The organism is Gallibacterium salpingitidis (assembly GCF_001678495.1).
Classification (GTDB): domain Bacteria; phylum Pseudomonadota; class Gammaproteobacteria; order Enterobacterales; family Pasteurellaceae; genus Gallibacterium; species Gallibacterium salpingitidis.
Genome location: NZ_JTJL01000067.1, coordinates 1 through 22,889 on the forward strand (window position 1 = coordinate 1; position 22,889 = coordinate 22,889).

A 22,889-nucleotide genomic window follows, 5' to 3' on the forward strand; every position below is an offset into this window, starting at 1 on the left:
ACTTTTGTCTATTAGGCCCTATAATAAAAAACGGCGATCATTGAGATCGCCGTTTTATCAGAAAAGCTAAATTATTATAGGCTTTCAGTGAAAGTACGAGTAATTACATCGCGTTGTTGTTCTGGAGTTAAAGAGTTGAAACGTACTGCATAACCAGAAACACGAATAGTTAATTGTGGATATTTTTCTGGGTGTTTTACCGCATCTTCTAAAGTTTCACGACGTAATACGTTAACGTTTAAGTGTTGACCACCTTCTACTTTTACAGTTGGTGCAACGTCAACTGGTAATTCACGATATTCAATTTTGCCTAATTCGTTGATAGCAACGATTTGATCTTCAGCATAATCGCCTTTTGCACATAAGCAACGAGCTTCACCTTTTTCGTTGTCTAATAACCAAAATGAGTTAATTAAATTGTCATTTGCTGCTTGTGTAATTTGAATACCTTTAATCATGATTGCCTCCGAAAGCATCTGTTAATAACCTAATGAACTGCGCAAATTTTATCAAAATATTTTATATATTCAAATTAAATTATAATTATTTAGCTATCTCAAGAATAAAAAATTCTTTCTTTATCAATTATTTTGATTTTAATCAAAAAATAATTAGCTCTAATCTTTAGAAAGAAATTTCTTTTTACGTTTAGCTAATGAAATTGTAACAAATGGTGATGTAATTTTTATTTTTGATCTGCAAAAATGTTTTTTATAATTTAGCGATTGATACGCTAAATAAGGATATAACCATGAGAACATGGAAAGAGATGATTGGTGGGGAAAAAGCGCAACCTTATTTCCAGCAAATTTTGCAACAAGTGCAACAACAACGCGATTTGGGCAAAATTATCTATCCACCAAAAGCCGATGTATTTAACGCCTTCCGTTATACAGAATTTGATCAAGTTAAAGTCGTCATTTTAGGACAAGATCCTTATCATGGCCCTAATCAAGCGCATGGTTTAGCATTTTCGGTTAGACCAAATGTACCGCCACCGCCATCTTTATTAAATATGTATAAAGAATTAAGCCAAGATATAGCAGGGTTTCAAATACCGAATCATGGCTATTTAGTCGATTGGGCAAAACAAGGCGTTTTATTGTTAAATACGGTGTTAACGGTTGAACAAGGTAAAGCACATTCACACGCTAATTTTGGTTGGGAAACCTTTACCGATCATGTGATTGCAACATTAAATAACCATACAACTGGTTTGGTGTTTTTATTGTGGGGCAGTCATGCACAGAAGAAAGGACAATTTATTGATCGGCAGAAACATTGTGTACTTGCAGCGCCGCATCCATCGCCATTATCAGCACATCGCGGTTTTTTCGGATGTCACCATTTTTCGCGTGCGAATCAATATTTAATTCAGCAAGGAAAAACACCAATTGATTGGAAGTTAGCCAATATTTAATAAAGGAAGAATATGTTAGCAATTATTTCACCAGCGAAAACGTTGGATTTCACCACGCCAACCCCGATTCACGATTTCACTCAACCTAGTTTGACCGAATATAGCCAGCAATTAATTACTATTTGTCGTCAGTTGGCGCCAGCAGATATTGCTTCACTAATGAAAATTAGTGATAAGCTTGCTGAGCTTAATGCAGCGCGTTTTGCTGAATGGCAAGCAGAACATAATGATGAAAATAGCAAAGCAGCAATTTATGCGTTTAAAGGTGATGTTTATACGGGCTTAGAGGCTGAAAGTTTATCGGCGCAAGAGATTGAATTTACGCAAACGCATTTACGTATGCTGTCTGGTTTATATGGTTTATTGCGTCCATTAGATTTAATGCAGCCTTATCGTTTGGAAATGGGAACAAAATTAGCTAATCCAAAAGGTAAGGATCTCTATCAATTCTGGGGCAATGTGATTACCGATCATTTACAACAAGCGCTTGATCAACAGGGCGATAATATTTTGATTAATGCTGCGTCAGATGAGTATTTCAAAGCGGTGAATACAGATCGTTTAAAAGCAACCATTATTAAACCGATTTTTATGGATTATAAAAATGGTAAGTATAAAATTATCAGCTTTTATGCGAAGAAAGCGCGTGGCTTAATTTGTCGCTATATCATTCAGAATCAATTAACTAAAGTAGAACAGTTAAAAGAGTTTGATTTGGCTGGTTATTGGTTTGATCAAGCGAATTCAACCGCAACAGAATTAGTATTTAAACGGGAGTTAAAAGATGATTAAACGTTTATCTTGGTTGGCTATCTTATTATTAACTGGCTGTGTCACACATCAAGTTAGCCAGCAAAAAGTGGCAGTACCGACAAAGTTAAGTTTTGCTAATCAAGAGTATCAATTAAGTAAAACGGATGATTTGGGCAGTGTGGTGAAATATACCTATCAATTGATCGATACCAATAGTAACAAACATTCCCACTTAGAAATTTTCCAAGATTTACAGCAAGATTTTGCTAAGACAGATGCGAACTATCAACAACGGATTGCGTTGCGAGAAAAAATGTTTGCGCGTTCAGATATCAAAGTATTTAGCAATCAAACTAAAGATGGCAACCTATATAGCTATGTGGTTTATCCGCCAGCAGAACAGTTTACTGATTACCAAGTGGATGTGGCAAAAGGGGAAAATTTAGTCTCTTGTGGTTTTGTACAGTTGCAATATAGCGAACAATTTGCACCAGTAAAAAGCAGTACCATGGCAGTGTTAAAAAAATTAGAACAACAGCAGGCATTACCGCTAGTGAAAACCATGACACAATATTCATTACCATGGAGTTGTAATGAAAAATAACTATTCGGTTTATGTAAAACGTGCTGCTTGTTTTGCGATTTTTACTGCACTGTTTTTGGTATTAATTAAATCGATTGCGTGGTGGAAAACTGGATCTGTCAGTATTTTAGCGGCGATCACCGATTCGTTATTGGATTTACTTGCCTCTTTTACCAGTATGTTGATTTTGCGCTTTGCCTTGATGCCGGCAGACGATAATCACTCTTTTGGGCATGGTAAAGCGGAATCATTAGCTTCGCTTGCACAAGGCATGTTTATTTGCGGATCGGTAATCTTTTTATTCTTGCAAGGTGTACAGCGTTTACATTCGCCAGAAATCACTGAGCATAATATTTGGGGCATTGCGGTAACAGTGGTATCGGTGGTGATGACCGCTATTTTAGTCGCATTTCAAAAATACACGATTAAATTAACAGATAGTCCTGCTATTAAAGCGGATAGCTTACATTATCAAACAGACCTGTTTATGAATTTAGGGATCTTGTTGGCGTTAATGTTAAGTTATTATGGCTTTGTCATGGCAGATGCGATTTGTGCGTTAATTATTGCGGTATATATTTTAATTAATGCCTTGAAAATGGTAGCGGAAGCGATCCAAATGTTATTGGATGTGGCGTTGCCAGATGAAGAGATTGAGTTAATTAAACAGATTGCTAGCCAAAATAAACACGTGTTAGGGATTCATGACATTAAAACACGTCGCGCTGGAGCAGTACGTTTTATTCAATTGCATTTAGAGTTAGAAGATCATCTGCCTTTAGTAGTAGCGCATGATATTACGGAAGAGTTAGAGCAAGCACTGCTTAAAGCATTTCCAAATTCAGATGTAATCATTCATCAAGAGCCAACTTCAATTGTGAAACAAGAGATATTGCAGGACCAGTAGAATGGCTAAGTAGATCAAAAATTACAAAAGTAATCATAAATTTCACTAGAGCATCAGCAGTGAATAGTGTAATCTTAGCGCGGTTTTGATTTATTTTTAGCTTTAAAATATTTCCTAATGAGGACGAATTATGATTAAGAAAATTGCCGTATTAACAAGTGGTGGCGATGCGCCAGGTATGAACGCTGCAATTCGTGGGGTTGTGCGTGCAACTTTATACGAAGGTTTAGAAGTGTATGGCGTTTATGACGGTTATCAAGGTCTTTACTACAATAAAGTAAAAAAATTAGAGCGTTATCACGTATCTGATGTAATAAATCGTGGTGGTACTTTCTTAGGTTCAGCACGTTTCCCAGAGTTCAAAGATCCATCTGTACGTGCAAAATGTGTAGAAAATTTACGTTTCCATGGTATTGATGCGCTTGTCGTTATCGGTGGCGACGGTTCTTATATGGGAGCAAAATTATTAACCGAAGAACACGACTTCCCTTGTATCGGTTTACCAGGAACCATTGATAATGATGTGGCAGGTACTGATTATACAATCGGTTATCAAACAGCGTTAGAAACAGCGTTAGATGCTATTGACCGCTTACGTGATACTTCAAGCTCACATCAACGTATTTCTATTGTTGAAATTATGGGACGTCACTGTGGTGATTTAACCTTAGCAGCTGCAATTGCCGGTGGTTGTGAATTTATCGTTGTTCCAGAGCGTCCATTTGAGCGTGAAGCGTTAATTCGTAAAGTGGAATATGGTATCGAAAAAGGTAAACGCCATGCGATCATTGCAATTACTGAACATATGTGTGATGTGAATGAATTAGCGAAAGAAATTGAAGATCGCGTTCATCATGAAACTCGTGCCACAGTATTAGGCCACATTCAACGTGGTGGTTCACCTTGTGCTTTCGACCGTATTCTTGCTTCAAGAATGGGCGTTTATGCGGTTGAATTATTGTTACAAGGTGAAAAAGGTCGTTGTGTAGGTATCCAAAATGAACAACTTGTTCATCACGATATTATTGATGCAATTCAAAATATGAAACGTACCTTCAAAGAGGATTGGTTCAATACTTCAAGAAAACTTTACTAATTTCACTTAAAATCCTTGTATTTACGCATACTGTTGCTTGCAGTATGCGTTTTTTTATTTCTCTTTTTTATCCGCAATCTACTTATAACCATTAAGATTAACAATTCATTTGATAATAATTTTTTTCTATTAAATAAATGAAAGAAATTAAGCTATAATTTCACCAAAATTTTACAATTATCTTAATGGAGAAACATTTATGCAAAAAATAGTGATTGTCGGTGGTGGTGCTGGTGGTCTTGAGCTTGCAACTTTTCTTGGACATAAATTAGGTCGCAAGAAAAAAGCGGAAGTGATTCTAGTTGACCGTAATCAAACTCATTTATGGAAACCGTTACTGCATGAAGTAGCAACAGGTTCTTTAGATGATGGTGTTGAAGCGGTAAGTTACCGAGCTCATGCCAGAAATCATGGCTTTTTGTTTCAACAAGGCTATATTACAGGGCTTTCGCGTACAGAAAAGAGTATTACTTTAGCGCCGATTACCGATGAACGCGGTAAATTGTTGGTAGCAGAACGTAAGATTAATTACGATATTTTGGTGTTGAGTATTGGCAGTAAATCGAATGATTTTAATACTAAGGGAGTTAGTGAAAACTGCATTTTCTTAGATAGTCCAGATCAAGCGCTCTATTTCCAAAAACGTATGATTCAACTCTTTTTGAAGTTTGCAGAAGATAACAATCAAGCTACAAATGATGTAGCAGTAGCAGAAAAAATCGAGTTGGTTGAACCAAACAAAATTAATATTGCGATTGTTGGTGCTGGTGCAACAGGCGTTGAATTATCAGCGGAGCTCTATAATGCCGCACAATATTTATCCGATTATGGCTTCGGTAAAATCGACAATAGCTGTTTAAAAGTCACTTTAATTGAAGCGGGCAATAAAATCTTACCAGCATTATCAGATCGTATTATCAATGCGGCGCATAAAGAATTAAATGCGTTGGGTGTAGATGTACGTACGAATACCCGAATTGTCGAAGCAACCGCGAATAGTTTAATTACCAATGAAGGTGAAGAAATTAAGGCGGATCTAATGGTTTGGGCTGCTGGTATTCGTGCTTCTGATGTAACGAAACAATTTGATGGTTTAGAGATCAATCGTATCAATCAACTACAAGTGACAGATACCTTACAGACGACATTAGACGATCATATTTTTGCCATTGGTGATTGTGCTGCACTATTACAGAAAGATGGTAAGCCTGTGCCACCACGCGCGCAAGCTGCACACCAAATGGCAACAACTTGTGGTAAGAATATTCTCGCTTTATTAGAAAATAGACCGTTAAAAGCCTTTACTTACTATGATCATGGTTCTTTAGTATCTTTATCAAGATTTAGTACCGTAGGTAATTTGATGGGGAATTTAGTTAGAGGATCGATGACGATTGAAGGGCATATTGCGCATTTTATTTATGTTTCTTTATATCGTATGCACCAAGTCGCCTTACATGGCTGTTTTAAAACGGCGCTATTTGTTTTGGTCGGTAGGTTAAATCGTTTTATTCGTCCATTGATGAAACTGCATTAATTAATCGAGAGATTGGTAGCGATACCAATCTCTTTAGTTTTCACTAATAAAACTAATCTCAACTCTTAAGCCATGTTCATATTGTTGTGCAGGTTTTAATTGGATAGAACCATGATAGTGCTGTACTAAAGTATTAACAATTGCCAACCCTAGACCAGTGCCTTGTTGTTGTGTACCTAAAATACGATAGAAAGGTTTTAATACTTTGTCATATTCTTCAACTGGAATGCCATTACCATTGTCTTCAACACTGATAATGACATTGTTCTCTATTTTAGTAACAGAAAGATCGACTAAACTCCCTTCTGGCGTGTAGAGAATCGCATTTTCTACTAAGATTTTAATCATCGTAAACAGATCTGTTTCACTGATTTGCAATGAATAATCCTGCTCACTAATCACACCTATATCAATCTGCTTTTGTTCTGCTAATGGCAGTAATGTTTCAATCACTTGCTTAAAGGTATTTTTAACTGAAACATTATCTATATTTGTTGGTGTTGATTGTGCTTGGCTGCGCGCAAATGAGAGTAATTGATCCAATAAATGACGATTACGTTGGATGGCTTCAACCAAATGTTCAATTTGTTGCTTGGTTTCTGCTGGTACAGTATGAGTTGTTAGCCGTTCTGCTTGCAGAGAAAGTACCGTCATTGGCGAACGTAGTTCGTGAGCTGCATTAGCAATAAATTGCTGCTGTTCTTTAACGGATTTATCAACGCGTTTTAATAAATGATTAATGGCTTCGATAAAGTTATGCACTTCGTATGGTGTGTTCGCTAATGGAATCACACTAAGATCATTTTCCTGCCGTTGTTTAATTGCAGAAGACAAGCGACGCAGCGGTATGAAAGTAAAATTAATCACGATGATACCGAGTAGGATGACTAAAGGAATAAAAATTAAGAAAGGCAATATCGTTGCCCAAGTGGCTTCAATCGCTTTTTTGGTACGAAATTCGGTTTCTTGCATTACAGCAAATTTTAGTGCATTAATTTGTCGCACATAGACACGAAATTCTTTTTTATTAATTTTAACTGTATAAAATCCCTCATAGAGTTGATCTAAAAAAGGAATAAAATATTTACCGCGTGGCGGGGTTAAATTGGTTTGTACATAAATTTGATTGTCTTCATCGTTGAGCGGCATTTTTTCTGCCAATGCACTGCGTAATGATAAAAAACGTGCAGTTTGGATTAGCCAATCATCTTGTAATTGGTAAGCGGCGTAGAAAGCCTTATAAGCTGTGGTTACACCTGTAATTCCAGCGGTTAAAAAAGTGACTAAAACTAAAGTGAGCGTGAGTTTGGCTTGAATGGAATAACGCCATCTCATTAATAAACGTGCTATTTTGGAATAGTCCATCCAACACCTCGAATATTTTTAATCGCTTCTTTGCCCAATTTTTTTCTTAATGAATGGATTAAAAAATCAACGGCATTACTTTCTACTTCTTCACCCCAGCCATAAATTTTATCTTCTAAATCGCTGCGAGAATAAATTACCCCAGGATGTTGTAATAAAACTTGTAAAATAGCAAACTCTTTATTGGTAAGTTGGTGGCTATCATTAGTGGCAGTATTTTGCACTTGGTAGGTTTTTAAATCTAATTTTAATGGGCCATAACAGAGTTCAGATGTGAGATATTCACTTTGTTTACGCAAAGCAACGCGAATTCTCGCCAATAATTCCGCCATATCAAAAGGTTTGATCATATAATCATCAGCACCACCATCTAAACCTTGTAAACGACTTGGCAAATCGTCACGAGCAGTCAGAATGATAATTGGGAAACGATATTGTTGTTGGCGTAATTGCGCTAATACTGTTAAACCATCTTTTTTGGGTAAACCTAAGTCTAATAGCGCAAGATCATAGGGTTGTGCTTTTACCGCGCTTAGCGCTAATTCCCCATTTTCTACCCAATCAACAGCATAACTTGCTTCTTTTAGATGCGCTGACAGTGCTTCAGCAATCATTGCATCATCTTCAACCAATAGAATTCGCATATCATTATCCCTCATAAAGCAAACTGTCTTATTTTAGACGTTCGCAGCAAATTGGCAAAAACAAATTTGCTGCGAGTAGAGGTTATTTACCACGAATATCAATTGCTGGATCAAGTTTAGTTTTTGGTAAACGTTCTTTTAAACCATAATCATCGGGATCATCTTTACAATTGAATAAATCGAATTCTGGTGATACTTTCTCGTTAGTAATACCAATCCAGTTAGCGATAGCTTCAGTGAAATTTAATCCTGATTTAAAGCTTTTACATTTTGTGTGCTGCTGGCTGTCAGAAGCGGTCATAAATAATGGCACATCGTGATGTAATGGACTGCCAGCGTTATTAAAGAACAAAATCTCACCATCAATTGTTTTGTGAGCTAAACCATGATCAGCAAAATAGATCATCGTAAAAGGTTGTTGAGTGGCTTGATATTGTTGTTGTAGTGCTTGATAAACTTGCGCTAATACTTCATCAGTCTTTTTGATAGAAGAAACATAACAGCTTAAATAGTGATATTTTTTATTTTTCACTGGTGCAATGTTTTTGTAATCTCGAATACGGTCACAGGCTTTTGGATGCGAGCCATAGAGATGCAAGACGATAAATTTTGCTTTATCCGTTTGTTGTTGTAAAACTTGCTTAAATGGTTCTAACAATTGGAAATCACTAGAGTTATTACGAATAGAGTCATTATTGGCAATAAAATAGGTTTCATCGTTTAAATCAGCAATTGCAGTGACTGGAGTATCGAATTCACCAAAAAAGCCTTGATTGGAAATCCAGTAAGTTTTCACACCTGCCGCTTTGATTAAATCAATCAAGCTTAAAGAGTAATTTGGTGCCCAACGTTTAGTATCTGGCTTAGTTAGCATCAAGCGCAAAGATGCAATGGTGTTGCTGCCAGCGGATTCCAAACCATCCACTAAAATGCCATTAGTTTTTTCAATGAAAGGGGTATTTTCAATTGGGTAGCCATAAGCGTGCAAATAATCACGTCTAGCACTTTCTCCAATTACTAAGACATAATTTTTATATTTACCAGAGAATTTTGCTGGTCCCCATTCGCTTTCTACTTGAAATTGATTAAGTTTCAATAATTCGTCTTTAACCTGATTAGCTGCAATAAAGAAAGTATGGAAAAAAGCAAACGGTGTTTGATTTACCAAAGCAAAGAATATCATCAAACAAAGTAAGGTTTTGTTACGATAAAACTTTAACTGGAAACGTTGGCTAAGATAACGAAATAGTAATAGCAATGGGATGATTGCCACTGCCATTGCATAATACTTAAATGGAATCTGTTGTAAAAATTCAACACCTTCCGCGACATTTGTTGCCAATACAGAAGCCAAATATTGGTAATTTGGTTCACCGAACATCAGCCCCACAGGGGTGTATAAGGTATAAGCGATGGCAATAGGTAAGATAATTGCATAAAAAGCAATGCGTGATGCATTAAAAATTAAAATAAGAGCACTCAACAACAAGATATCTTGTATTTCAATTTCTTTACCACTGCCCATCAGCATAAAAAGCGCAGAAAAATAGAGCGCAGTTAAGGCAATAATAATGATAAAAAGTTGTTTTAATTGAGATAGTTGAAATAGGGAAGAGAAACGTTTCATTCTATTTTGCTAACTTAAATCGTAAGTAATTCAAAAAATTAGGGGAGAGATCTCCCCTAAACTAAAACGATTGGATTAAGCGTTTTCTTTTGCCATTTCAAATTCAATTAACATCATTAAGATATGAATAACCTTAATGTGAATTTCTTGAATTCGATCAGCATAACCAAAATGTGGAACACGAATTTCTACATCTGCTAATCCTGCCATTTTGCCCCCATCTTTTCCTGTTAATGCGATAACTTTCATTCCTTTTGCTTTAGCAGCTTCAATGGCATTCAATACGTTTTTAGAGTTACCGGAAGTAGATAAGCCAAATAGGACGTCGCCTGTTTGTCCAACTGCTTCAACATAACGTGAAAAGACGTAATCATAACCAAAGTCATTACTTACACAACTTAAATGGCTAACATCAGAAATAGCAATAGCAGGATAACCCGGGCGATTTTCACGATAACGTCCCGTTAGTTCTTCAGCAAAGTGCATCGCATCACAATGCGAACCACCATTGCCGCAGCTTAACACTTTGCCACCTTGTTTGAAGCTATTCGCAATTAATAATGCTGCTTCTTGAATAAGTTGAATATTCTTATCATCAGATAAAAATTTATCTAATACATCAGCCGCTTGGGTAAGTTCTGCTTTAATTTGTGTTAAATACATCAGCAACTCCAAAGATTTTTTGCTTAAAATTATTTACGAGAGAGTGGCGGTACAAAGGTGATTCCCATATCCCAAGGTTGTTCAATCCAAGTATTTTGTGGAATATCAACAATATAATCGTCAACTAACGGTGCACCAGTTGGTTTTGCAAATACTGTTACAAATTTAGCTTTTGGATACATTTCACGAATAGCGCGAGCAGTATTACCTGTATCGACTAAATCATCTACTACGATAAAGCCTTCACCATCACCTTCAGCACGATGTAATACTTTTAATGTGCCTTGTTGATCATGGTCATAACTTGCAATACACACAGTTTCAACTAAACGGATACCTAACTCACGTGCGATTACCGCTGCAGGGAATAAACCACCGCGACTAACAGCAATAATGCCTTTCCATTGAGAAGCTGGCAGTAAACGTTCAGAAAGTTTACGCGCATGCATATGAAACATATCCCAAGTAACAACGTATTTTTCGCTCATAATAACTATACCTTATGTTTTTGATTTGAAGTGATAAATAAAATTGCGTAAGGATAACCTGAAATTGTTTTCTATGCTATCATTTAGCGCAATTTCTTTTTTGTTTTAGCTAAAAGTTACGATTTTAGAGGGAGATTTATGTCGTCAATTACAGAATTATCACCAAAACTTATTTGGCAATGGTTTGCGAAAATTTGTGCCATTCCTCATCCATCACATCATGAACAAGCACTAGCAGATTTCATCATTAATTGGGCAAAGCAGAAACAATTTTGGGTAGAACAAGATAAAGCAGGCAATATTTTAATTCGTAAACCCGCAACAGCTGGTATGGAAAATCGTCAGCCAGTTGCATTACAAGCACATTTAGATATGGTGCCGCAAGCGAATAAAAATACACCGCATAATTTTCTTACTGATCCAATTCAACCTTATGTCGATGGCGAATGGGTAAAAGCAAAAGGTACGACTTTGGGTGCTGATAATGGTATTGGTATGGCATCTTGTTTGGCAGTTTTAGATAGTGATGATTTGGCACATCCAACATTAGAAGTGTTATTAACTGCTAGTGAAGAAACTGGTATGGGCGGAGCTTTGGGGCTACAACCAAATTGGCTGCATAGTGAAGTGATGATTAACACTGATACAGAAGATGAAGGTGAAATTTATATTGGTTGTGCTGGTGGCGAAGATGTTGATATTCGTTATTCACTTGAATGGCAACCAGTTACCGAACAAGAACAAGCAGTGCATTTGGCATTGACAGGTTTGAGAGGCGGACATTCTGGTGCTGAAATTCACCTTAATCGTGGTAATGCTATTAAACTATTGGCTCGTTTATTGGAACAAGTGGCGGCACAATCTGTACCATTCCGTTTAGCGGATATTGCAGGTGGTTCAGTACGTAATGCAATTCCACGTGAAGCTTTTGCCACCGTATTGGTACCGACTGCATCAATGGCGCAATTTAACCAAGTGTTGCAACAATTACTTACCGAGTTGAAATCAGCATTAGCACAAGCAGAAAGTAAATTGCAATTAGAGCTTTCTGATGCAACTGCGAAACAAGGTGTTTCAGTACAACAAACGGCAGCAGTATTAGATTTAATTAATAGTTTGCCAAATGGAGTAATTCGTTATAGTGATGCACTGCCAGATGTTGTAGAGAGTTCTATTAGCTTAGGTGTTTTAGAAACTCGAGAAACAGAAGTGAAATTAACCTTATTAGCTCGTTCGTTAAATGAGCATGGTCAAGATACAGTAGTAAGTTTGGTTCGTTCAGTCTGTCGTTTAGCGGGCGCAGAAGTGAAATTCTCTGGTCGTTATCCTGGTTGGGAACCACAAGCTGAATCCGCAATCGTTAAACAAACTAAGGTGCTTTACGATCAAATTTTAGGCAAAGAGAGTGTGATTAAAGTGATTCATGCTGGCTTAGAATGCGGTTTAATTAACAAGGTCTATCCAAATATGGAAATGGTTTCAATTGGACCAACTATTTTGGGCGCACATTCACCAGATGAACGCTGTCATATTCCAGCAGTATCGACTTATTGGCAGTTATTAACTCAACTATTAGCTACCATTCCAGAGAAGAAATAAGGATTGCTAATGGAACAAATTAGAGAAGAACAACAAACTGAAATGGGAGAAGAAGTTACCCATTTCGGTTTTAAAACCGTAGCAAAAGCAGAAAAACAAAAACTGGTTGCGAATGTATTCCATTCCGTTGCGGATAAATACGATTTAATGAATGATTTACTATCATTTGGTATTCATCGTGTTTGGAAGCGTTTTACCATTGACTGCAGCGGTGTGCGTAAAGGGCAGAAAGTGTTAGATCTTGCTGGTGGAACTGGCGATTTTACCGCTAAATTTTCACGTTTGGTTGGGGAAACTGGACAAGTGATTTTGGCGGATATCAATGACTCAATGCTGCAAGTTGGTAGAGAAAAATTACGCAATTTAGGTGTGGTCGGCAATGTCGAATATGTTCAAGCAAATGCGGAAATGTTGCCATTTGCCGATAATACTTTTGACTGTATTGTGATTAGTTTTGGTTTGCGTAATGTTACCGACAAAGATAAAGCGTTGCGTTCAATGTATCGTGTGCTAAAACCGGGTGGACGTCTATTGGTATTAGAGTTTTCTAAACCAATTTTAGAACCATTAAGCAAGGTGTATAACTTCTACTCATTTAATATTTTGCCAAAAGTGGGTGAAGTAGTAGTGAATGATGCTGACAGTTATCGCTATTTAGCGGAATCTATTCGGATGCATCCAGAACAAGCAGTGTTGGAGCAGATGATGATTGATGCAGGCTTTGAACAAACGCAATATTTTAACTTAACTGCGGGTATTGTTGCGTTACATCGTGGCTATAAGTTTTAAAGGCGTATTATGACACTCTCTTCGATTACTCTGCAATTGATGCTGCCGCAATTTGCGAATGGGATTTTGGAACAGATTCTGAATTATTTAATTCAGCAAACTGATGGAGCAGAATCTCATTTACGTAAATTAAATGGCAAGGTGCTATCACTCACCTTCAAGCAAGGCGGACATTGGTTTTTACTCTTTTCAGCACAGAGAATTGATCTGTTATCGGTATATGAAGGCGAGGCAGATTGTACGGTAACTACTGATGCTAATATTTTATTAACGCGTCCGCAAAAACAGCAATTATCAGAGATGATTAATCGCCAACAAATTATGTTGCAAGGTGATTTACAAGTGTTGCAAGACACTGTTGCCTTGTTTGAACAGTTGGAAAAAGATCCAGCTGAATTATTAGCTCCTTTTATTGGTGATATTGCTGCGTATTCATTAACGACAGGTGCACAAAAATTACAGCAACAATTGAAAACACGTTGGCAAACTAGCCAACGTCATTGGGGTGAACGTTTGACTGAAGAGTGGCAAGTGATTGCTCCATCATTAGCATTGGTGCATTTTTATGATCAGGTCGCAACTTTAGAGCAAGATTTGCAACGTCTTGAAGCAAAAATCGATCGTTTAACAGGGAAAGTATGAAGTTAAAACAGTGTCTGCGCCTTTATCAAATAGTACGTGTCTTACTGCAATATGGCTTGGATGAGTCGCTACCGAAAATTCCATTAACTCGTCCAATCCGTTGTTTTAGAAAGTTATTCTTCTGGTTAAACAATCAGCATCCGGAAAAATCTTTTGGCTTACGTTTACGTTTAGCTTTTCAGACATTAGGACCTGTTTGGATTAAATTGGGACAAATGTTATCGACACGTCGTGACCTATTTCCTCCAGAAATTGCCGATGAGCTGGCGTTGTTACAAGATAAGGTGGAACCTTTTTCTAGTGTGTTAGCACGAGCAGAAATTGAAAAAGCTTTAGGAGGCAAAATTGAGCAATGGTTTATTGATTTTACCGAGCAAGCATTGGCGTCTGCGTCAATAGCGCAAGTACATACGGCACGATTTAACGCAGATCAAGGTGAATTAGCGGGACGAGAAGTGGTATTAAAAGTGATTCGTCCTGATATTCGACCTGTCATTGAACTTGATATAGCACTGATGTACCGCATTGCGAAATGGATTCCGCGCTTAACGCGTGAAGGCTACCGTTTACGCCCAGTAGAAGTGATTCAAGAGTATGAAAAGACGCTATTAGCAGAATTGGATTTACGCCAAGAAATGGCAAATGCAATTCAGTTACGACAAAACTTCTTAGATAGCCCAATGTTATATGTGCCGGAAATGTATCCTGATTTTTGTCGGCAAAATTTATTGGTGATGGAACGTATTTACGGTATTCCAATTTCTGATATTGCTGCACTAGAAGCCAATGGCACTGATATGAAATTATTGGCGGAACGAGGCGTGCAAGTCTTTTTTACCCAAGTATTTCGCGATAGTTTTTTCCATGCGGATATGCACCCTGGTAATATCTTTGTCAGTTATCAACATCCTGAATCACCGCAGTATATCGGGATCGACTGTGGTATCGTCGGTACCTTAAATAGTGAGGATAAACGCTATTTAGCAGAGAATTTTTTGGCATTTTTCAATCGTGATTATCGACGAGTAGCGCAATTACATATTGATTCAGGTTGGGTTCCAGAAGATACCAATCTTGATGAATTTGAGCAGGCTTTTCGAGTAGTTTGCGAACCAATTTTCTCTAAACCATTAGCGGAAATTTCTTTTGGACACGTGTTATTAAATCTATTTAATACGGCACGCCGTTTTCAAATGCAAGTGCAGCCTCAATTAGTGTTATTGCAAAAAACGTTACTTTATATTGAGGGATTAGGACGTCAGTTGTATCCGCAACTTGATTTATGGCAAACAGCGAAACCTTTTTTGCAAAATTGGATGAATGAGCAAATTAGTGTGAAGCGTATGTATCGTGATTTTCAAGCGCATCTTCCTTATGTACGTGAGCATTTTGCTGCTTTTCCTCAAACGTTACATCAAGCATTATTAGAACAGAAAAAGATTCGACAAGAATTGGTGTCCATTCGACGTGAATTTAAGCTGCAACAACGAAAAAATACCCAACGGGTGTATGGTGTTATTGTGGCGAGTTTGTTATTCTTTGGCGGCTTGTTTGGTTACCATTTTCTACCAAACTGGTTGAGTATTGGCTTATTGCTGGTTGCCAGTGGTGTATTGGTCGGAAGTGTTTGGAAAAAATAAGGGTATGATTTAGCGCTAGTCTTATTGGTAAGAGTAGCGGTATAATTTAGCGAAATTTTTTTATTTATAGAGGTACATCATTATGGGTGGAATTAGTATTTGGCAACTGTTGATTATTGTATTAATCGTTGTATTACTTTTTGGCACAAAAAAATTAAAAACTTTAGGTTCAGATCTTGGCGAATCAGTTAAAGGCTTCAAAAAAGCAATGAGTGAAGATAATGATAAAGATGCTGAATTTAAAAAATCTATCGAATCTCAATCATCAAATTCACAAAGCGAAGCAAAAAGTAAAGATAAAGAGCAGGCATAACTGTGTTTGATATAGGTTTTTCGGAACTTGTTCTGATTTTTGTCATCGGTTTAGTTGTATTAGGGCCACAGCGTTTGCCTGTGGCTATTCGTACTGTTGTTAGCTGGATTCGTACTCTGCGTAATTTAGCGAATAATGTGCAAACTGAATTGGCACAAGAGTTAAAATTGCAAGAGCTGCAAGAAAGTATTAAGAAAGCAGAACATCTTAATTTATCCTCTCTTTCTCCGGAATTGAGTAAAACAGTGGAAGATTTAAAGGCGTCGGCAGCAAAAATGCAAGCGCAATTAGATCAGAAAACACAAGCCGCAAATCAAGCAGTGGAACAATTAACATCATCAGTTGAACCAACTGTATCTTCTTCAACTGAAGATACAACAACAGAATCAAAGGTATTGCCTGATGAACAGGCAGAATTGGCTGAAATTGATGAGGAAAAATTAATTTTAGAACAGCATAGTGATGATTTGGCAAACTATGACCCAATGCCAACTGCTGATTCAACGAACACTGTCAATAAAGAAAATAAGTCATCATAATTGTTGTTATCAATGAGGGCAGCTTATGTCGAGTGTTGACGAGTCTCAACCGCTAATTACCCATTTAGTTGAGTTACGCAATCGCATTTTGAAAAGTTTTATTTGTGTACTGGTTGTGTTTATTGCGTTAGTCTATTTTGCTAATGATATTTATCATATTGTGTCTGAGCCTTTAATTAAGGAATTACCCAATAATTCGACAATGATTGCGACTAACATTGTGGCACCATTTTTTACACCAATTAAATTAACGGCAATCACCGCAATATTTTTATCTGTACCTTATATTTTGTATCAAGTTTGGGCTTTTATTGCACCAGCTTTATATAAACATGAAAAACGTTTGATCTATCCATTATTAGTATCAAGTACGTTATTGTTCTATGTTGGTGTTGCTTTTGCCTACTATATTGTTTTCCCATTGGTATTCTCTTTTTTAACCAAGACTGCGCCAGAAAGCGTCGCAATTGCTACTGATATCAGTAGTTACTTGGATTTTGTATTAACGTTGTTTTTAGCGTTTGGTATCTGTTTTGAAGTTCCTGTAGCGATTATCTTGTTATGCTGGAGTGGTGTGGTAAGTGTGGCAAGTCTGAAAGAAAAGCGTCCATATATTTTAGTTGGTGCTTTTGTTATCGGTATGCTATTAACACCGCCAGATGTCTTTTCACAAACATTACTTGCTGTACCTATGTACCTGTTGTTTGAAGTCGGTGTGTTCTTTGCCCGCTTCTATCAACCAAAAGAAGAAGCCTAACTAAGTTGTTATTAGTGACTAAATTTACATAACCGCCAACTTGTTTGGCGGTTATGCCATTATAAATGAAACGAAATTTTATCAAATATAAGAAGTAAATAAGGAAAGTATTATGACAAAACAAATTTTTTCAGAATTTCCTGTACGCCGTATGCGTAGAATGCGTAAACAAGATTTTAGCCGTCGTTTAATGGCAGAAAATAAATTAACTGTTGATGATTTGATTTATCCAGTATTTGTGATTGAAGGTGAAAACCATCGTGAAGCTGTGCCATCAATGCCAGGTGTAGAACGTTTAACGATTGATCAACTATTAATTGAAGCTGGTGAATTAGTGAAATATGGCGTGCCGATGATTGCATTGTTCCCAGTAGTGCCACAGCATAAGAAATCATTGATGGCGGAAGAAGCCTATAATCCACAAGGATTGGCACAACGTGCAGTGCGTGCGTTAAAACAGGCTTACCCAGAGCTTGGCGTGATGACAGATGTGGCGCTTGATCCATTCACGACGCATGGACAAGATGGCATTATTGATGAAACTGGTTATGTTTTAAATGACATCACTACTGAAGTCTTAGTGAAACAGGCTCTATCTCACGCAGAGGCTGGCGCGGATGTAGTAGCACCAAGTGATATGATGGATGGCCGTATTGGTGCGATTCGTTTGGCATTAGAAGAAAAAGGATTTATTAATACATTGATTATGGCTTATTCAGCAAAATATGCTTCTTGCTTTTATGGGCCATTCCGCGATGCCGTCGGTTCTTCAGGAAACTTAAAAGGTGGAAATAAATTTACCTATCAACTTGATCCTGCTAATGGTGATGAAGGCTTACAAGAAGTAGGCTTAGATTTGCAAGAAGGAGCAGATATGGTGATGGTGAAACCAGGTATGCCTTATTTAGATATGGTGTGGCGCGTAAAACAGCACTTTGGTGTACCAACTTTTGCTTATCAAGTTTCTGGTGAGTATGCGATGCAAATGGCTGCCATTCAAAATGGTTGGCTGAAAGAAAAAGAGAGCATTATGGAAGGCTTGCTTTGCTTTAAGCGTGCTGGTGCAGACGGCATCTTAACCTACTTTGCGAAACAAGTGGCAAAATGGTTAGCAGAAGAGAAGTAATAGAGCAACTATTTGCGCAATTACAGCAGCAATTTCTTCAACCTTTAGTACCAGGTTGGGGAAATCAATGTGCTGAAATTATGTTTATTGGTGATGCACCTGGAAAAGATGAATTAGAAAAAGGGCCATTTGCTGGTACAAGCGGTAAATTTTTCGACCAAATGCTTACTTCGATTGGTTTAGTAAGAGAAAATATTTATCTAACCAATGTTGTGAAATTTCGTCCGGAGAAGCGAGATCCCAATAAGCATGAAATCGCCACATTTAGTGAATTATTACAAGCAGAGATAGCATTAATTGCGCCGAAAATTATTGTACCTTTTGGTCGTATTGCGTTATCAGTATTCCTGCCAGAACTGAAAATTAGTGAAGTACATGGGCAAGTGTTTTCACTGACAAGAGAGCAATGTTCGTTTCTATTATTACCGATGTATCATCCGGCGGCAGCAATGCATAATGGAAAAATACGCCCAATATTAAAACAAGATTTTCTAATATTGGGCGATGTGTGGAATGAGTTAGATTAGTAGCTTGAATTAATCAAAACTTCTTCGCCATAACCACCTAAAGTTGGCATAGGTAAATAGGTTGAGTTTGGTGCACGCATAATACGAATACCACGAATACCAGCCTCTTTAGCTGCTAATACGTCATCATCGCTATCACCGTAGTGAATGCTGATTTTGTGTTTGATAATAGCAGGTGTTTTGTTGTATTTAGTGGTACGAGGTAGATCTCCCATAAAATCAACCGGGTGCATATTTTTCACACCTAAAGCTTTTTCAAGAATTGGTGTTACACCATCCACTTTACCAGCGGTTCTACCAGTAATGAAGTAAACACTATCACCACGCTCTTGGTGCATTTTGATTAATGCTTTTGCTGCTTCTTTTGGAATAGAGTATTGGTCGCAGCCAGCATTAACTTCATCCCAGAATTTTTGGTTTTTCAAATATTCAAAACCATTTGGTGAGTATTTTTGTTGTCCATAATAGAAACATGGACTTGAGAACAACACTGTATCATCAATATCAAAGCTAACATTAATCGGCCCTTTTCCTTCTAAGCTTTTTTTAATTTGTTCGATAGAAACCCAGTGGATAGGGGCTTGTTCTAACATTTCACGTGCATTAGTACCCGGCTCAGTATAAGGTTCAACTTTAGCCGCTGATACACTCATTGCTGTGGAAGCAATGATAATTGCAAGAGAAAGTTTTTTTAATGTTACATACATAATTACAACTCCTTATTATTGTTGTTTGTTGAGTAAAAATATGCCTGTTGTTGCGATTTGGAGATATGCCTCTTGAGTATTTTCATTGAAATGTTCAGGAGCAAGATTGACCAATAATTCATCGTTACCCCAAATAATGATAATTTCCCAATGATTACCCATATAGACGGCAGATTTAATCACACAACGGGTCGCAGGATCGCCCTCTTTATTTAATGTAATTGCTTCAGGACGGATTCCTACTAGACATTCACCATCAGCAACAGCAAATTCATCTGCGGCTAATGGTAATGTATAGCCATTAACGGTTACCTGATTATTGTGTAATACACCATTTAAAATACTAGCCTCACCCATAAATTTTGCTAAAAAGAGCGAATTTGGGCGTTGATATAGCACTTTAGCTGGTGCTTTTTGCATAATCTTACCTTTATTCATCACGATAACTTCGTCAGAAACGGCAAAGGCTTCGCTTTGATCGTGAGTTACGTATAGAGAGGTAATATTGAATTTTTGTTGTAATTCACGAATTTTTTCACGCATACTGCGACGCAAGTTAGCGTCAAGATTACTTAAAGGTTCATCGAATAATAATACTTTTGGCTTCAAGACTAAGGCACGAGCTAATGCTACACGTTGTTGTTGTCCACCAGAAATTTGGTCAACATAACGTTCACCAAAACCGGCTAAATCGACTAATTCAAGTGCTTCTTCGACACGTTGTTTACGTTCTTCTGGACTAACACCTAGCATCTTTAAACCATAGCCAACATTGTCCGCAATCGACATATGCGGGAAGAGTGCATAAGATTGGAACACAATACAAATATCACGACTTTGAATTGAGGATTTGGTAACGTCTTCACCATCAATAAAAATTTGTCCCTCTGTTGGACGTTCTAGTCCTGAAACTAGACGTAGAATAGTGGTTTTACCACATCCTGATGGACCTAATAGAGTGGTCATTGTGCCACGTTTAATGGTTAAACTGAGATCATCGATCACAACAGATTTACCAAAACGTTTGGTGACATTTTTTAATACAAGAAAGTTATTATCGTTATTCATAAAACAACCTCAATTTAAATCATCTGTTTGGCTTTTGAGCGAGAAATACGGGTATCGCCTACTAACCAGTCAAAGAAAAGAATAATCGCCATCATCACAACGATGAGTAATGAACCATAAGCGATGGCAATACCATATTCGCCATCTTCTACGCGGTTTAAAATATAAGCTGTAGCAACACGAGTATCAGCAGTAACTAAGAACACTATCGCACTAACGGTAGTCATTGCCCGTACGAAGCTGGTAATTAGCGCGGAAAGCAGAGCTGGTTTTAATAATGGTAAGGTGACATAAAGTAATGTTTTCCAAGAGCTGCCTTTTAATGAAAGTGAAGCTTCATCTAATGATTTGTCCAATTGCCCTAAACCAGCGATAGCTGCACGCATCCCGATTGGCAAATCACGCATTACCATTGAAATAATAATGATAATACCTGTACCAGTGATATAGAAAGGTGCATCGTTAAAGGCAAGGATATAAGAAACCCCGGCTACGGTTCCTGGCACTGCGAAACAAAGCATTGTTAAAAACTCAAGGGTTTTCTTACCAGCAAAATCTTTACGCACCACAATATAGGCAATTAATAAACCAAATAGGGCAGTAACCGGCGCAGCAATACCAGCATAAATAATAGTATTGATTAATGACGGCCATGCACCATCGCTAAAACCTTGACCAAAGAGGGAAGCATAGTTTTCTAAAGTTAAGGTGTAATCAACACCCCAGTTAACGGTGAAACTACCGTAGAAAATGCTGCCGTAGAGCGTTGCGTTAAAGACAACCCAAATTGCGAGTAAAGCAATAATGGCATTTTTTAAGCCGGTTGGTAAGTCTTGTACATCACCTCGATAAGATTTTCCAGAAACGGTAACGTAAGAACGGTTACCAATCCAAATATATTGAATAATGAAAATCCCTAGAGAGAAGAGTAATAAGATGGTACCTAATGTACTTGCAGAAGCATAGTTAAGTTGCGAACCTGCAATGTAGAAATAGATTTGTGTTGCAATAACGTCAAAGCTACCACCAAGAACCAATGGGTTACTGAAATCTGCTAAAGATTGGATAAAGACTAATAAGAATGCATTTGCTAATGCAGGTTTCAATAATGGAAAGATAACTTGGAAGAAAGTTTGATAACGGTTTGCGCGTAAGGTATAAGAAGCTTCCTCAATTGATGGATGTACTGATTTGAGAGAACCTTCCAAAATCATAAAGGCTAATGGAGTAAAGGCTAAAATTTGTGCAATCGCAATCCCATTAAAACCATATAACCAGTTAGTATTGGTAAAACCAAAGTGTTCCACTAAAAATTCGGTGAGATAACCTGAACGACCTAACATTAAGGTAACGCCTAAACCGACAACAAATGGTGGTGTAACAATTGGCAAAATAGAGAAAATTTTACCGATAAATGCAGTGCGTCTAGCAATTCTGGTAGTGTAAAGAGCAAATGCTAAACCAAATACAGTTGAGATAAAACCAACAAAAGCCGATAACAAAACAGAATTGCTAATAACGCGGACAATGTAAGATTGACCAACAATATCAATGATTTGTGCCGGTTTAAATTGTTCGCCATCATAGAACATAGATACAAAGATGGCTAATGTTGGATACACAATAAAGAAGAAGATCAACAAAATAATGCTGAGCAAGGAAGCAATAATAAATTTATCACCTTGCATAATTTTTAACGCAGCTAGCGCGTTAGTGGCTAATGCAGTAAGCGTGATCACTAAAACAATAATAGAATAACCTAAACTAAGGTGATAAAGATTGGCTGAAAAAAAGGTAAATAAGCTAATGATACAGATTGCAGCCAGTTCAATTTTAGCTTCACTTTCAGTCGATAAACCTAAACGCGGTAAAATCCAGAAAATCACCAATGAAAAGAACCAAACCCAGCTAAGGTTAACAGAATGCCAACCCATTGCCGCAAGAAATTCATCAGAAGTGGACTCTAACAGACCATAATCTAAAGCGAAGGTTGGCAAAATTGCGAATGCAATGAAGCTCAGTAAAATCCAGGTTGTGGTGGTATTTATAGAAAATTTTGTTGAGTTCATACAACCTCTCAAAATAAAAATAGGGAATAT

Annotated in this window: 24 protein-coding genes; 15 read left to right on the plus strand and 9 right to left on the minus strand. The window is 37.3% G+C overall.

The features are described from left to right. Positions 1 to 74: 74 nt before the first annotated feature. A complete protein-coding gene (gene grcA / locus QS62_RS10775; protein WP_065234831.1) occupies positions 75 to 458 on the minus strand; it encodes an autonomous glycyl radical cofactor GrcA in 384 nt (127 codons plus the stop codon). A 293-nt stretch (positions 459 to 751) separates the two neighbouring features. On the opposite strand from grcA, the gene ung reads away from it, so the two are divergent. The 6 genes from ung to QS62_RS10805 all read left to right on the plus strand — a co-directional run bounded on the left by ung (position 752) and on the right by QS62_RS10805 (position 6,296). Further along, on the plus strand, positions 752 to 1,420 hold the full coding sequence (gene ung, locus QS62_RS10780; protein WP_066110062.1) for a uracil-DNA glycosylase: 669 nt from the start codon (positions 752 to 754) through the stop codon (positions 1,418 to 1,420). A gap of 12 nt (positions 1,421 to 1,432) precedes the next feature. Further along, a complete protein-coding gene (yaaA, locus tag QS62_RS10785) occupies positions 1,433 to 2,212 on the plus strand; it encodes a peroxide stress protein YaaA (protein ID WP_066110064.1) in 780 nt (259 codons plus the stop codon). After that, positions 2,205 to 2,777 carry a hypothetical protein gene (locus QS62_RS10790; protein ID WP_066110065.1) on the plus strand — a complete coding sequence of 191 codons (573 nt, stop codon included), beginning with the start codon at positions 2,205 to 2,207 and terminating at the stop codon, positions 2,775 to 2,777. Before yaaA ends, QS62_RS10790 begins: the two co-directional genes overlap by 8 nt. After that, positions 2,767 to 3,663 (plus strand): cation diffusion facilitator family transporter, encoded by an 897-nt coding sequence (locus QS62_RS10795; protein ID WP_066110067.1) that lies wholly within the window; start codon positions 2,767 to 2,769, stop codon positions 3,661 to 3,663. The genes QS62_RS10790 and QS62_RS10795 overlap by 11 nt, the downstream gene beginning before the upstream one ends. Before the next feature lie 130 nt (positions 3,664 to 3,793). Continuing rightward, positions 3,794 to 4,759: a 6-phosphofructokinase gene (pfkA, locus tag QS62_RS10800; RefSeq protein WP_066110069.1), complete on the plus strand. Its 966-nt coding sequence runs from the start codon at positions 3,794 to 3,796 to the stop codon at positions 4,757 to 4,759. Positions 4,760 to 4,958: 199 nt separating this feature from the next. Continuing rightward, positions 4,959 to 6,296 carry an NAD(P)/FAD-dependent oxidoreductase gene (locus QS62_RS10805; protein WP_066110071.1) on the plus strand — a complete coding sequence of 446 codons (1,338 nt, stop codon included), beginning with the start codon at positions 4,959 to 4,961 and terminating at the stop codon, positions 6,294 to 6,296. Positions 6,297 to 6,329: 33 nt separating this feature from the next. Here the strand turns inward: QS62_RS10805 and QS62_RS10810 are convergent, their stop codons facing one another. The 5 genes from QS62_RS10810 to gpt form a co-directional block, all read right to left on the minus strand. Next, positions 6,330 to 7,661, minus strand: coding sequence for a sensor histidine kinase (locus QS62_RS10810; RefSeq protein ID WP_082966192.1), 1,332 nt, complete (start codon positions 7,659 to 7,661; stop codon positions 6,330 to 6,332). Beyond that, positions 7,643 to 8,305: a response regulator transcription factor gene (locus QS62_RS10815; protein WP_066110072.1), complete on the minus strand. Its 663-nt coding sequence runs from the start codon at positions 8,303 to 8,305 to the stop codon at positions 7,643 to 7,645. Before QS62_RS10815 ends, QS62_RS10810 begins: the two co-directional genes overlap by 19 nt. Positions 8,306 to 8,387: 82 nt before the next feature. Then, positions 8,388 to 9,932, minus strand: coding sequence for a phosphoethanolamine transferase (locus tag QS62_RS10820; protein WP_066110074.1), 1,545 nt, complete (start codon positions 9,930 to 9,932; stop codon positions 8,388 to 8,390). A gap of 75 nt (positions 9,933 to 10,007) precedes the next feature. Next, on the minus strand, positions 10,008 to 10,595 hold the full coding sequence (lpcA, locus tag QS62_RS10825; RefSeq protein ID WP_066110076.1) for a D-sedoheptulose 7-phosphate isomerase: 588 nt from the start codon (positions 10,593 to 10,595) through the stop codon (positions 10,008 to 10,010). 29 nt (positions 10,596 to 10,624) lie between these two features. Beyond that, positions 10,625 to 11,083, minus strand: a complete 459-nt coding sequence (gene gpt / locus QS62_RS10830) for a xanthine phosphoribosyltransferase (RefSeq protein ID WP_065234819.1) — start codon at positions 11,081 to 11,083, stop codon at positions 10,625 to 10,627. Between the two features lie 138 nt (positions 11,084 to 11,221). On the opposite strand from gpt, the gene QS62_RS10835 reads away from it, so the two are divergent. The 9 genes from QS62_RS10835 to QS62_RS10875 all read left to right on the plus strand — a co-directional run bounded on the left by QS62_RS10835 (position 11,222) and on the right by QS62_RS10875 (position 19,015). Then, positions 11,222 to 12,682 carry an aminoacyl-histidine dipeptidase gene (locus tag QS62_RS10835; RefSeq protein ID WP_066110078.1) on the plus strand — a complete coding sequence of 487 codons (1,461 nt, stop codon included), beginning with the start codon at positions 11,222 to 11,224 and terminating at the stop codon, positions 12,680 to 12,682. Between the two features lie 9 nt (positions 12,683 to 12,691). Continuing rightward, the gene (gene ubiE, locus QS62_RS10840; protein ID WP_066110080.1) at positions 12,692 to 13,471 is read left to right on the plus strand and encodes a bifunctional demethylmenaquinone methyltransferase/2-methoxy-6-polyprenyl-1,4-benzoquinol methylase UbiE; all 780 of its coding nucleotides are present in this window, start codon (positions 12,692 to 12,694) and stop codon (positions 13,469 to 13,471) included. A 9-nt stretch (positions 13,472 to 13,480) separates the two neighbouring features. Next, positions 13,481 to 14,113: a ubiquinone biosynthesis accessory factor UbiJ gene (locus QS62_RS10845; protein ID WP_066110082.1), complete on the plus strand. Its 633-nt coding sequence runs from the start codon at positions 13,481 to 13,483 to the stop codon at positions 14,111 to 14,113. Next, positions 14,110 to 15,753 carry a ubiquinone biosynthesis regulatory protein kinase UbiB gene (gene ubiB, locus QS62_RS10850; RefSeq protein ID WP_066110084.1) on the plus strand — a complete coding sequence of 548 codons (1,644 nt, stop codon included), beginning with the start codon at positions 14,110 to 14,112 and terminating at the stop codon, positions 15,751 to 15,753. Before QS62_RS10845 ends, ubiB begins: the two co-directional genes overlap by 4 nt. A gap of 82 nt (positions 15,754 to 15,835) precedes the next feature. Continuing rightward, positions 15,836 to 16,066, plus strand: a complete 231-nt coding sequence (gene tatA, locus QS62_RS10855) for a Sec-independent protein translocase subunit TatA (RefSeq protein ID WP_066110086.1) — start codon at positions 15,836 to 15,838, stop codon at positions 16,064 to 16,066. Positions 16,067 to 16,068: 2 nt separating this feature from the next. Further along, positions 16,069 to 16,605, plus strand: a complete 537-nt coding sequence (gene tatB / locus QS62_RS10860; RefSeq protein WP_066110088.1) for a Sec-independent protein translocase protein TatB — start codon at positions 16,069 to 16,071, stop codon at positions 16,603 to 16,605. 25 nt (positions 16,606 to 16,630) lie between these two features. Next, entirely contained in the window at positions 16,631 to 17,362 is a 732-nt protein-coding gene (gene tatC / locus QS62_RS10865) for a twin-arginine translocase subunit TatC (protein WP_066110090.1), read from the plus strand. Between the two features lie 112 nt (positions 17,363 to 17,474). Further along, a complete protein-coding gene (hemB, locus tag QS62_RS10870; RefSeq protein WP_066110092.1) occupies positions 17,475 to 18,488 on the plus strand; it encodes a porphobilinogen synthase in 1,014 nt (337 codons plus the stop codon). Further along, on the plus strand, positions 18,467 to 19,015 hold the full coding sequence (locus tag QS62_RS10875) for a uracil-DNA glycosylase (protein ID WP_066110094.1): 549 nt from the start codon (positions 18,467 to 18,469) through the stop codon (positions 19,013 to 19,015). Before hemB ends, QS62_RS10875 begins: the two co-directional genes overlap by 22 nt. Here the strand turns inward: QS62_RS10875 and aphA are convergent. From aphA to QS62_RS10890, 3 genes are read right to left on the minus strand one after another with little or no spacing between them, the layout of a single operon-like run. Further along, entirely contained in the window at positions 19,012 to 19,722 is a 711-nt protein-coding gene (aphA, locus tag QS62_RS10880) for an acid phosphatase AphA (RefSeq protein WP_066110097.1), read from the minus strand. The two genes, QS62_RS10875 and aphA, sit on opposite strands and share 4 nt — an antisense overlap. 15 nt (positions 19,723 to 19,737) lie before the next feature. Further along, complete coding sequence (gene fbpC / locus QS62_RS10885; RefSeq protein ID WP_066110099.1) at positions 19,738 to 20,790, minus strand: ferric ABC transporter ATP-binding protein; 1,053 nt, start codon at positions 20,788 to 20,790, stop codon at positions 19,738 to 19,740. Between the two features lie 14 nt (positions 20,791 to 20,804). After that, on the minus strand, positions 20,805 to 22,859 hold the full coding sequence (locus QS62_RS10890) for an ABC transporter permease (RefSeq protein ID WP_066110100.1): 2,055 nt from the start codon (positions 22,857 to 22,859) through the stop codon (positions 20,805 to 20,807). Between the last annotated feature and the right edge of the window lie 30 nt (positions 22,860 to 22,889).

What these genes read in the sequence shown, in the direction of transcription:
- grcA (WP_065234831.1), bottom strand. Translation starts at nt 458, where the DNA reads ATGATTAAAGGTATTCAAATTACACAAGCAGCAAATGACAATTTAATT.
- ung (WP_066110062.1), top strand. Translation starts at nt 752, where the DNA reads ATGAGAACATGGAAAGAGATGATTGGTGGGGAAAAAGCGCAACCTTAT.
- yaaA (WP_066110064.1), top strand. Translation starts at nt 1,433, where the DNA reads ATGTTAGCAATTATTTCACCAGCGAAAACGTTGGATTTCACCACGCCA.
- QS62_RS10790 (WP_066110065.1), top strand. Translation starts at nt 2,205, where the DNA reads ATGATTAAACGTTTATCTTGGTTGGCTATCTTATTATTAACTGGCTGT.
- QS62_RS10795 (WP_066110067.1), top strand. Translation starts at nt 2,767, where the DNA reads ATGAAAAATAACTATTCGGTTTATGTAAAACGTGCTGCTTGTTTTGCG.
- pfkA (WP_066110069.1), top strand. Translation starts at nt 3,794, where the DNA reads ATGATTAAGAAAATTGCCGTATTAACAAGTGGTGGCGATGCGCCAGGT.
- QS62_RS10805 (WP_066110071.1), top strand. Translation starts at nt 4,959, where the DNA reads ATGCAAAAAATAGTGATTGTCGGTGGTGGTGCTGGTGGTCTTGAGCTT.
- QS62_RS10810 (WP_082966192.1), bottom strand. Translation starts at nt 7,661, where the DNA reads ATGGACTATTCCAAAATAGCACGTTTATTAATGAGATGGCGTTATTCC.
- QS62_RS10815 (WP_066110072.1), bottom strand. Translation starts at nt 8,305, where the DNA reads ATGCGAATTCTATTGGTTGAAGATGATGCAATGATTGCTGAAGCACTG.
- QS62_RS10820 (WP_066110074.1), bottom strand. Translation starts at nt 9,932, where the DNA reads ATGAAACGTTTCTCTTCCCTATTTCAACTATCTCAATTAAAACAACTT.
- lpcA (WP_066110076.1), bottom strand. Translation starts at nt 10,595, where the DNA reads ATGTATTTAACACAAATTAAAGCAGAACTTACCCAAGCGGCTGATGTA.
- gpt (WP_065234819.1), bottom strand. Translation starts at nt 11,083, where the DNA reads ATGAGCGAAAAATACGTTGTTACTTGGGATATGTTTCATATGCATGCG.
- QS62_RS10835 (WP_066110078.1), top strand. Translation starts at nt 11,222, where the DNA reads ATGTCGTCAATTACAGAATTATCACCAAAACTTATTTGGCAATGGTTT.
- ubiE (WP_066110080.1), top strand. Translation starts at nt 12,692, where the DNA reads ATGGAACAAATTAGAGAAGAACAACAAACTGAAATGGGAGAAGAAGTT.
- QS62_RS10845 (WP_066110082.1), top strand. Translation starts at nt 13,481, where the DNA reads ATGACACTCTCTTCGATTACTCTGCAATTGATGCTGCCGCAATTTGCG.
- ubiB (WP_066110084.1), top strand. Translation starts at nt 14,110, where the DNA reads ATGAAGTTAAAACAGTGTCTGCGCCTTTATCAAATAGTACGTGTCTTA.
- tatA (WP_066110086.1), top strand. Translation starts at nt 15,836, where the DNA reads ATGGGTGGAATTAGTATTTGGCAACTGTTGATTATTGTATTAATCGTT.
- tatC (WP_066110090.1), top strand. Translation starts at nt 16,631, where the DNA reads ATGTCGAGTGTTGACGAGTCTCAACCGCTAATTACCCATTTAGTTGAG.
- hemB (WP_066110092.1), top strand. Translation starts at nt 17,475, where the DNA reads ATGACAAAACAAATTTTTTCAGAATTTCCTGTACGCCGTATGCGTAGA.
- QS62_RS10875 (WP_066110094.1), top strand. Translation starts at nt 18,467, where the DNA reads ATGGTTAGCAGAAGAGAAGTAATAGAGCAACTATTTGCGCAATTACAG.
- aphA (WP_066110097.1), bottom strand. Translation starts at nt 19,722, where the DNA reads ATGTATGTAACATTAAAAAAACTTTCTCTTGCAATTATCATTGCTTCC.
- fbpC (WP_066110099.1), bottom strand. Translation starts at nt 20,790, where the DNA reads ATGAATAACGATAATAACTTTCTTGTATTAAAAAATGTCACCAAACGT.
- QS62_RS10890 (WP_066110100.1), bottom strand. Translation starts at nt 22,859, where the DNA reads ATGAACTCAACAAAATTTTCTATAAATACCACCACAACCTGGATTTTA.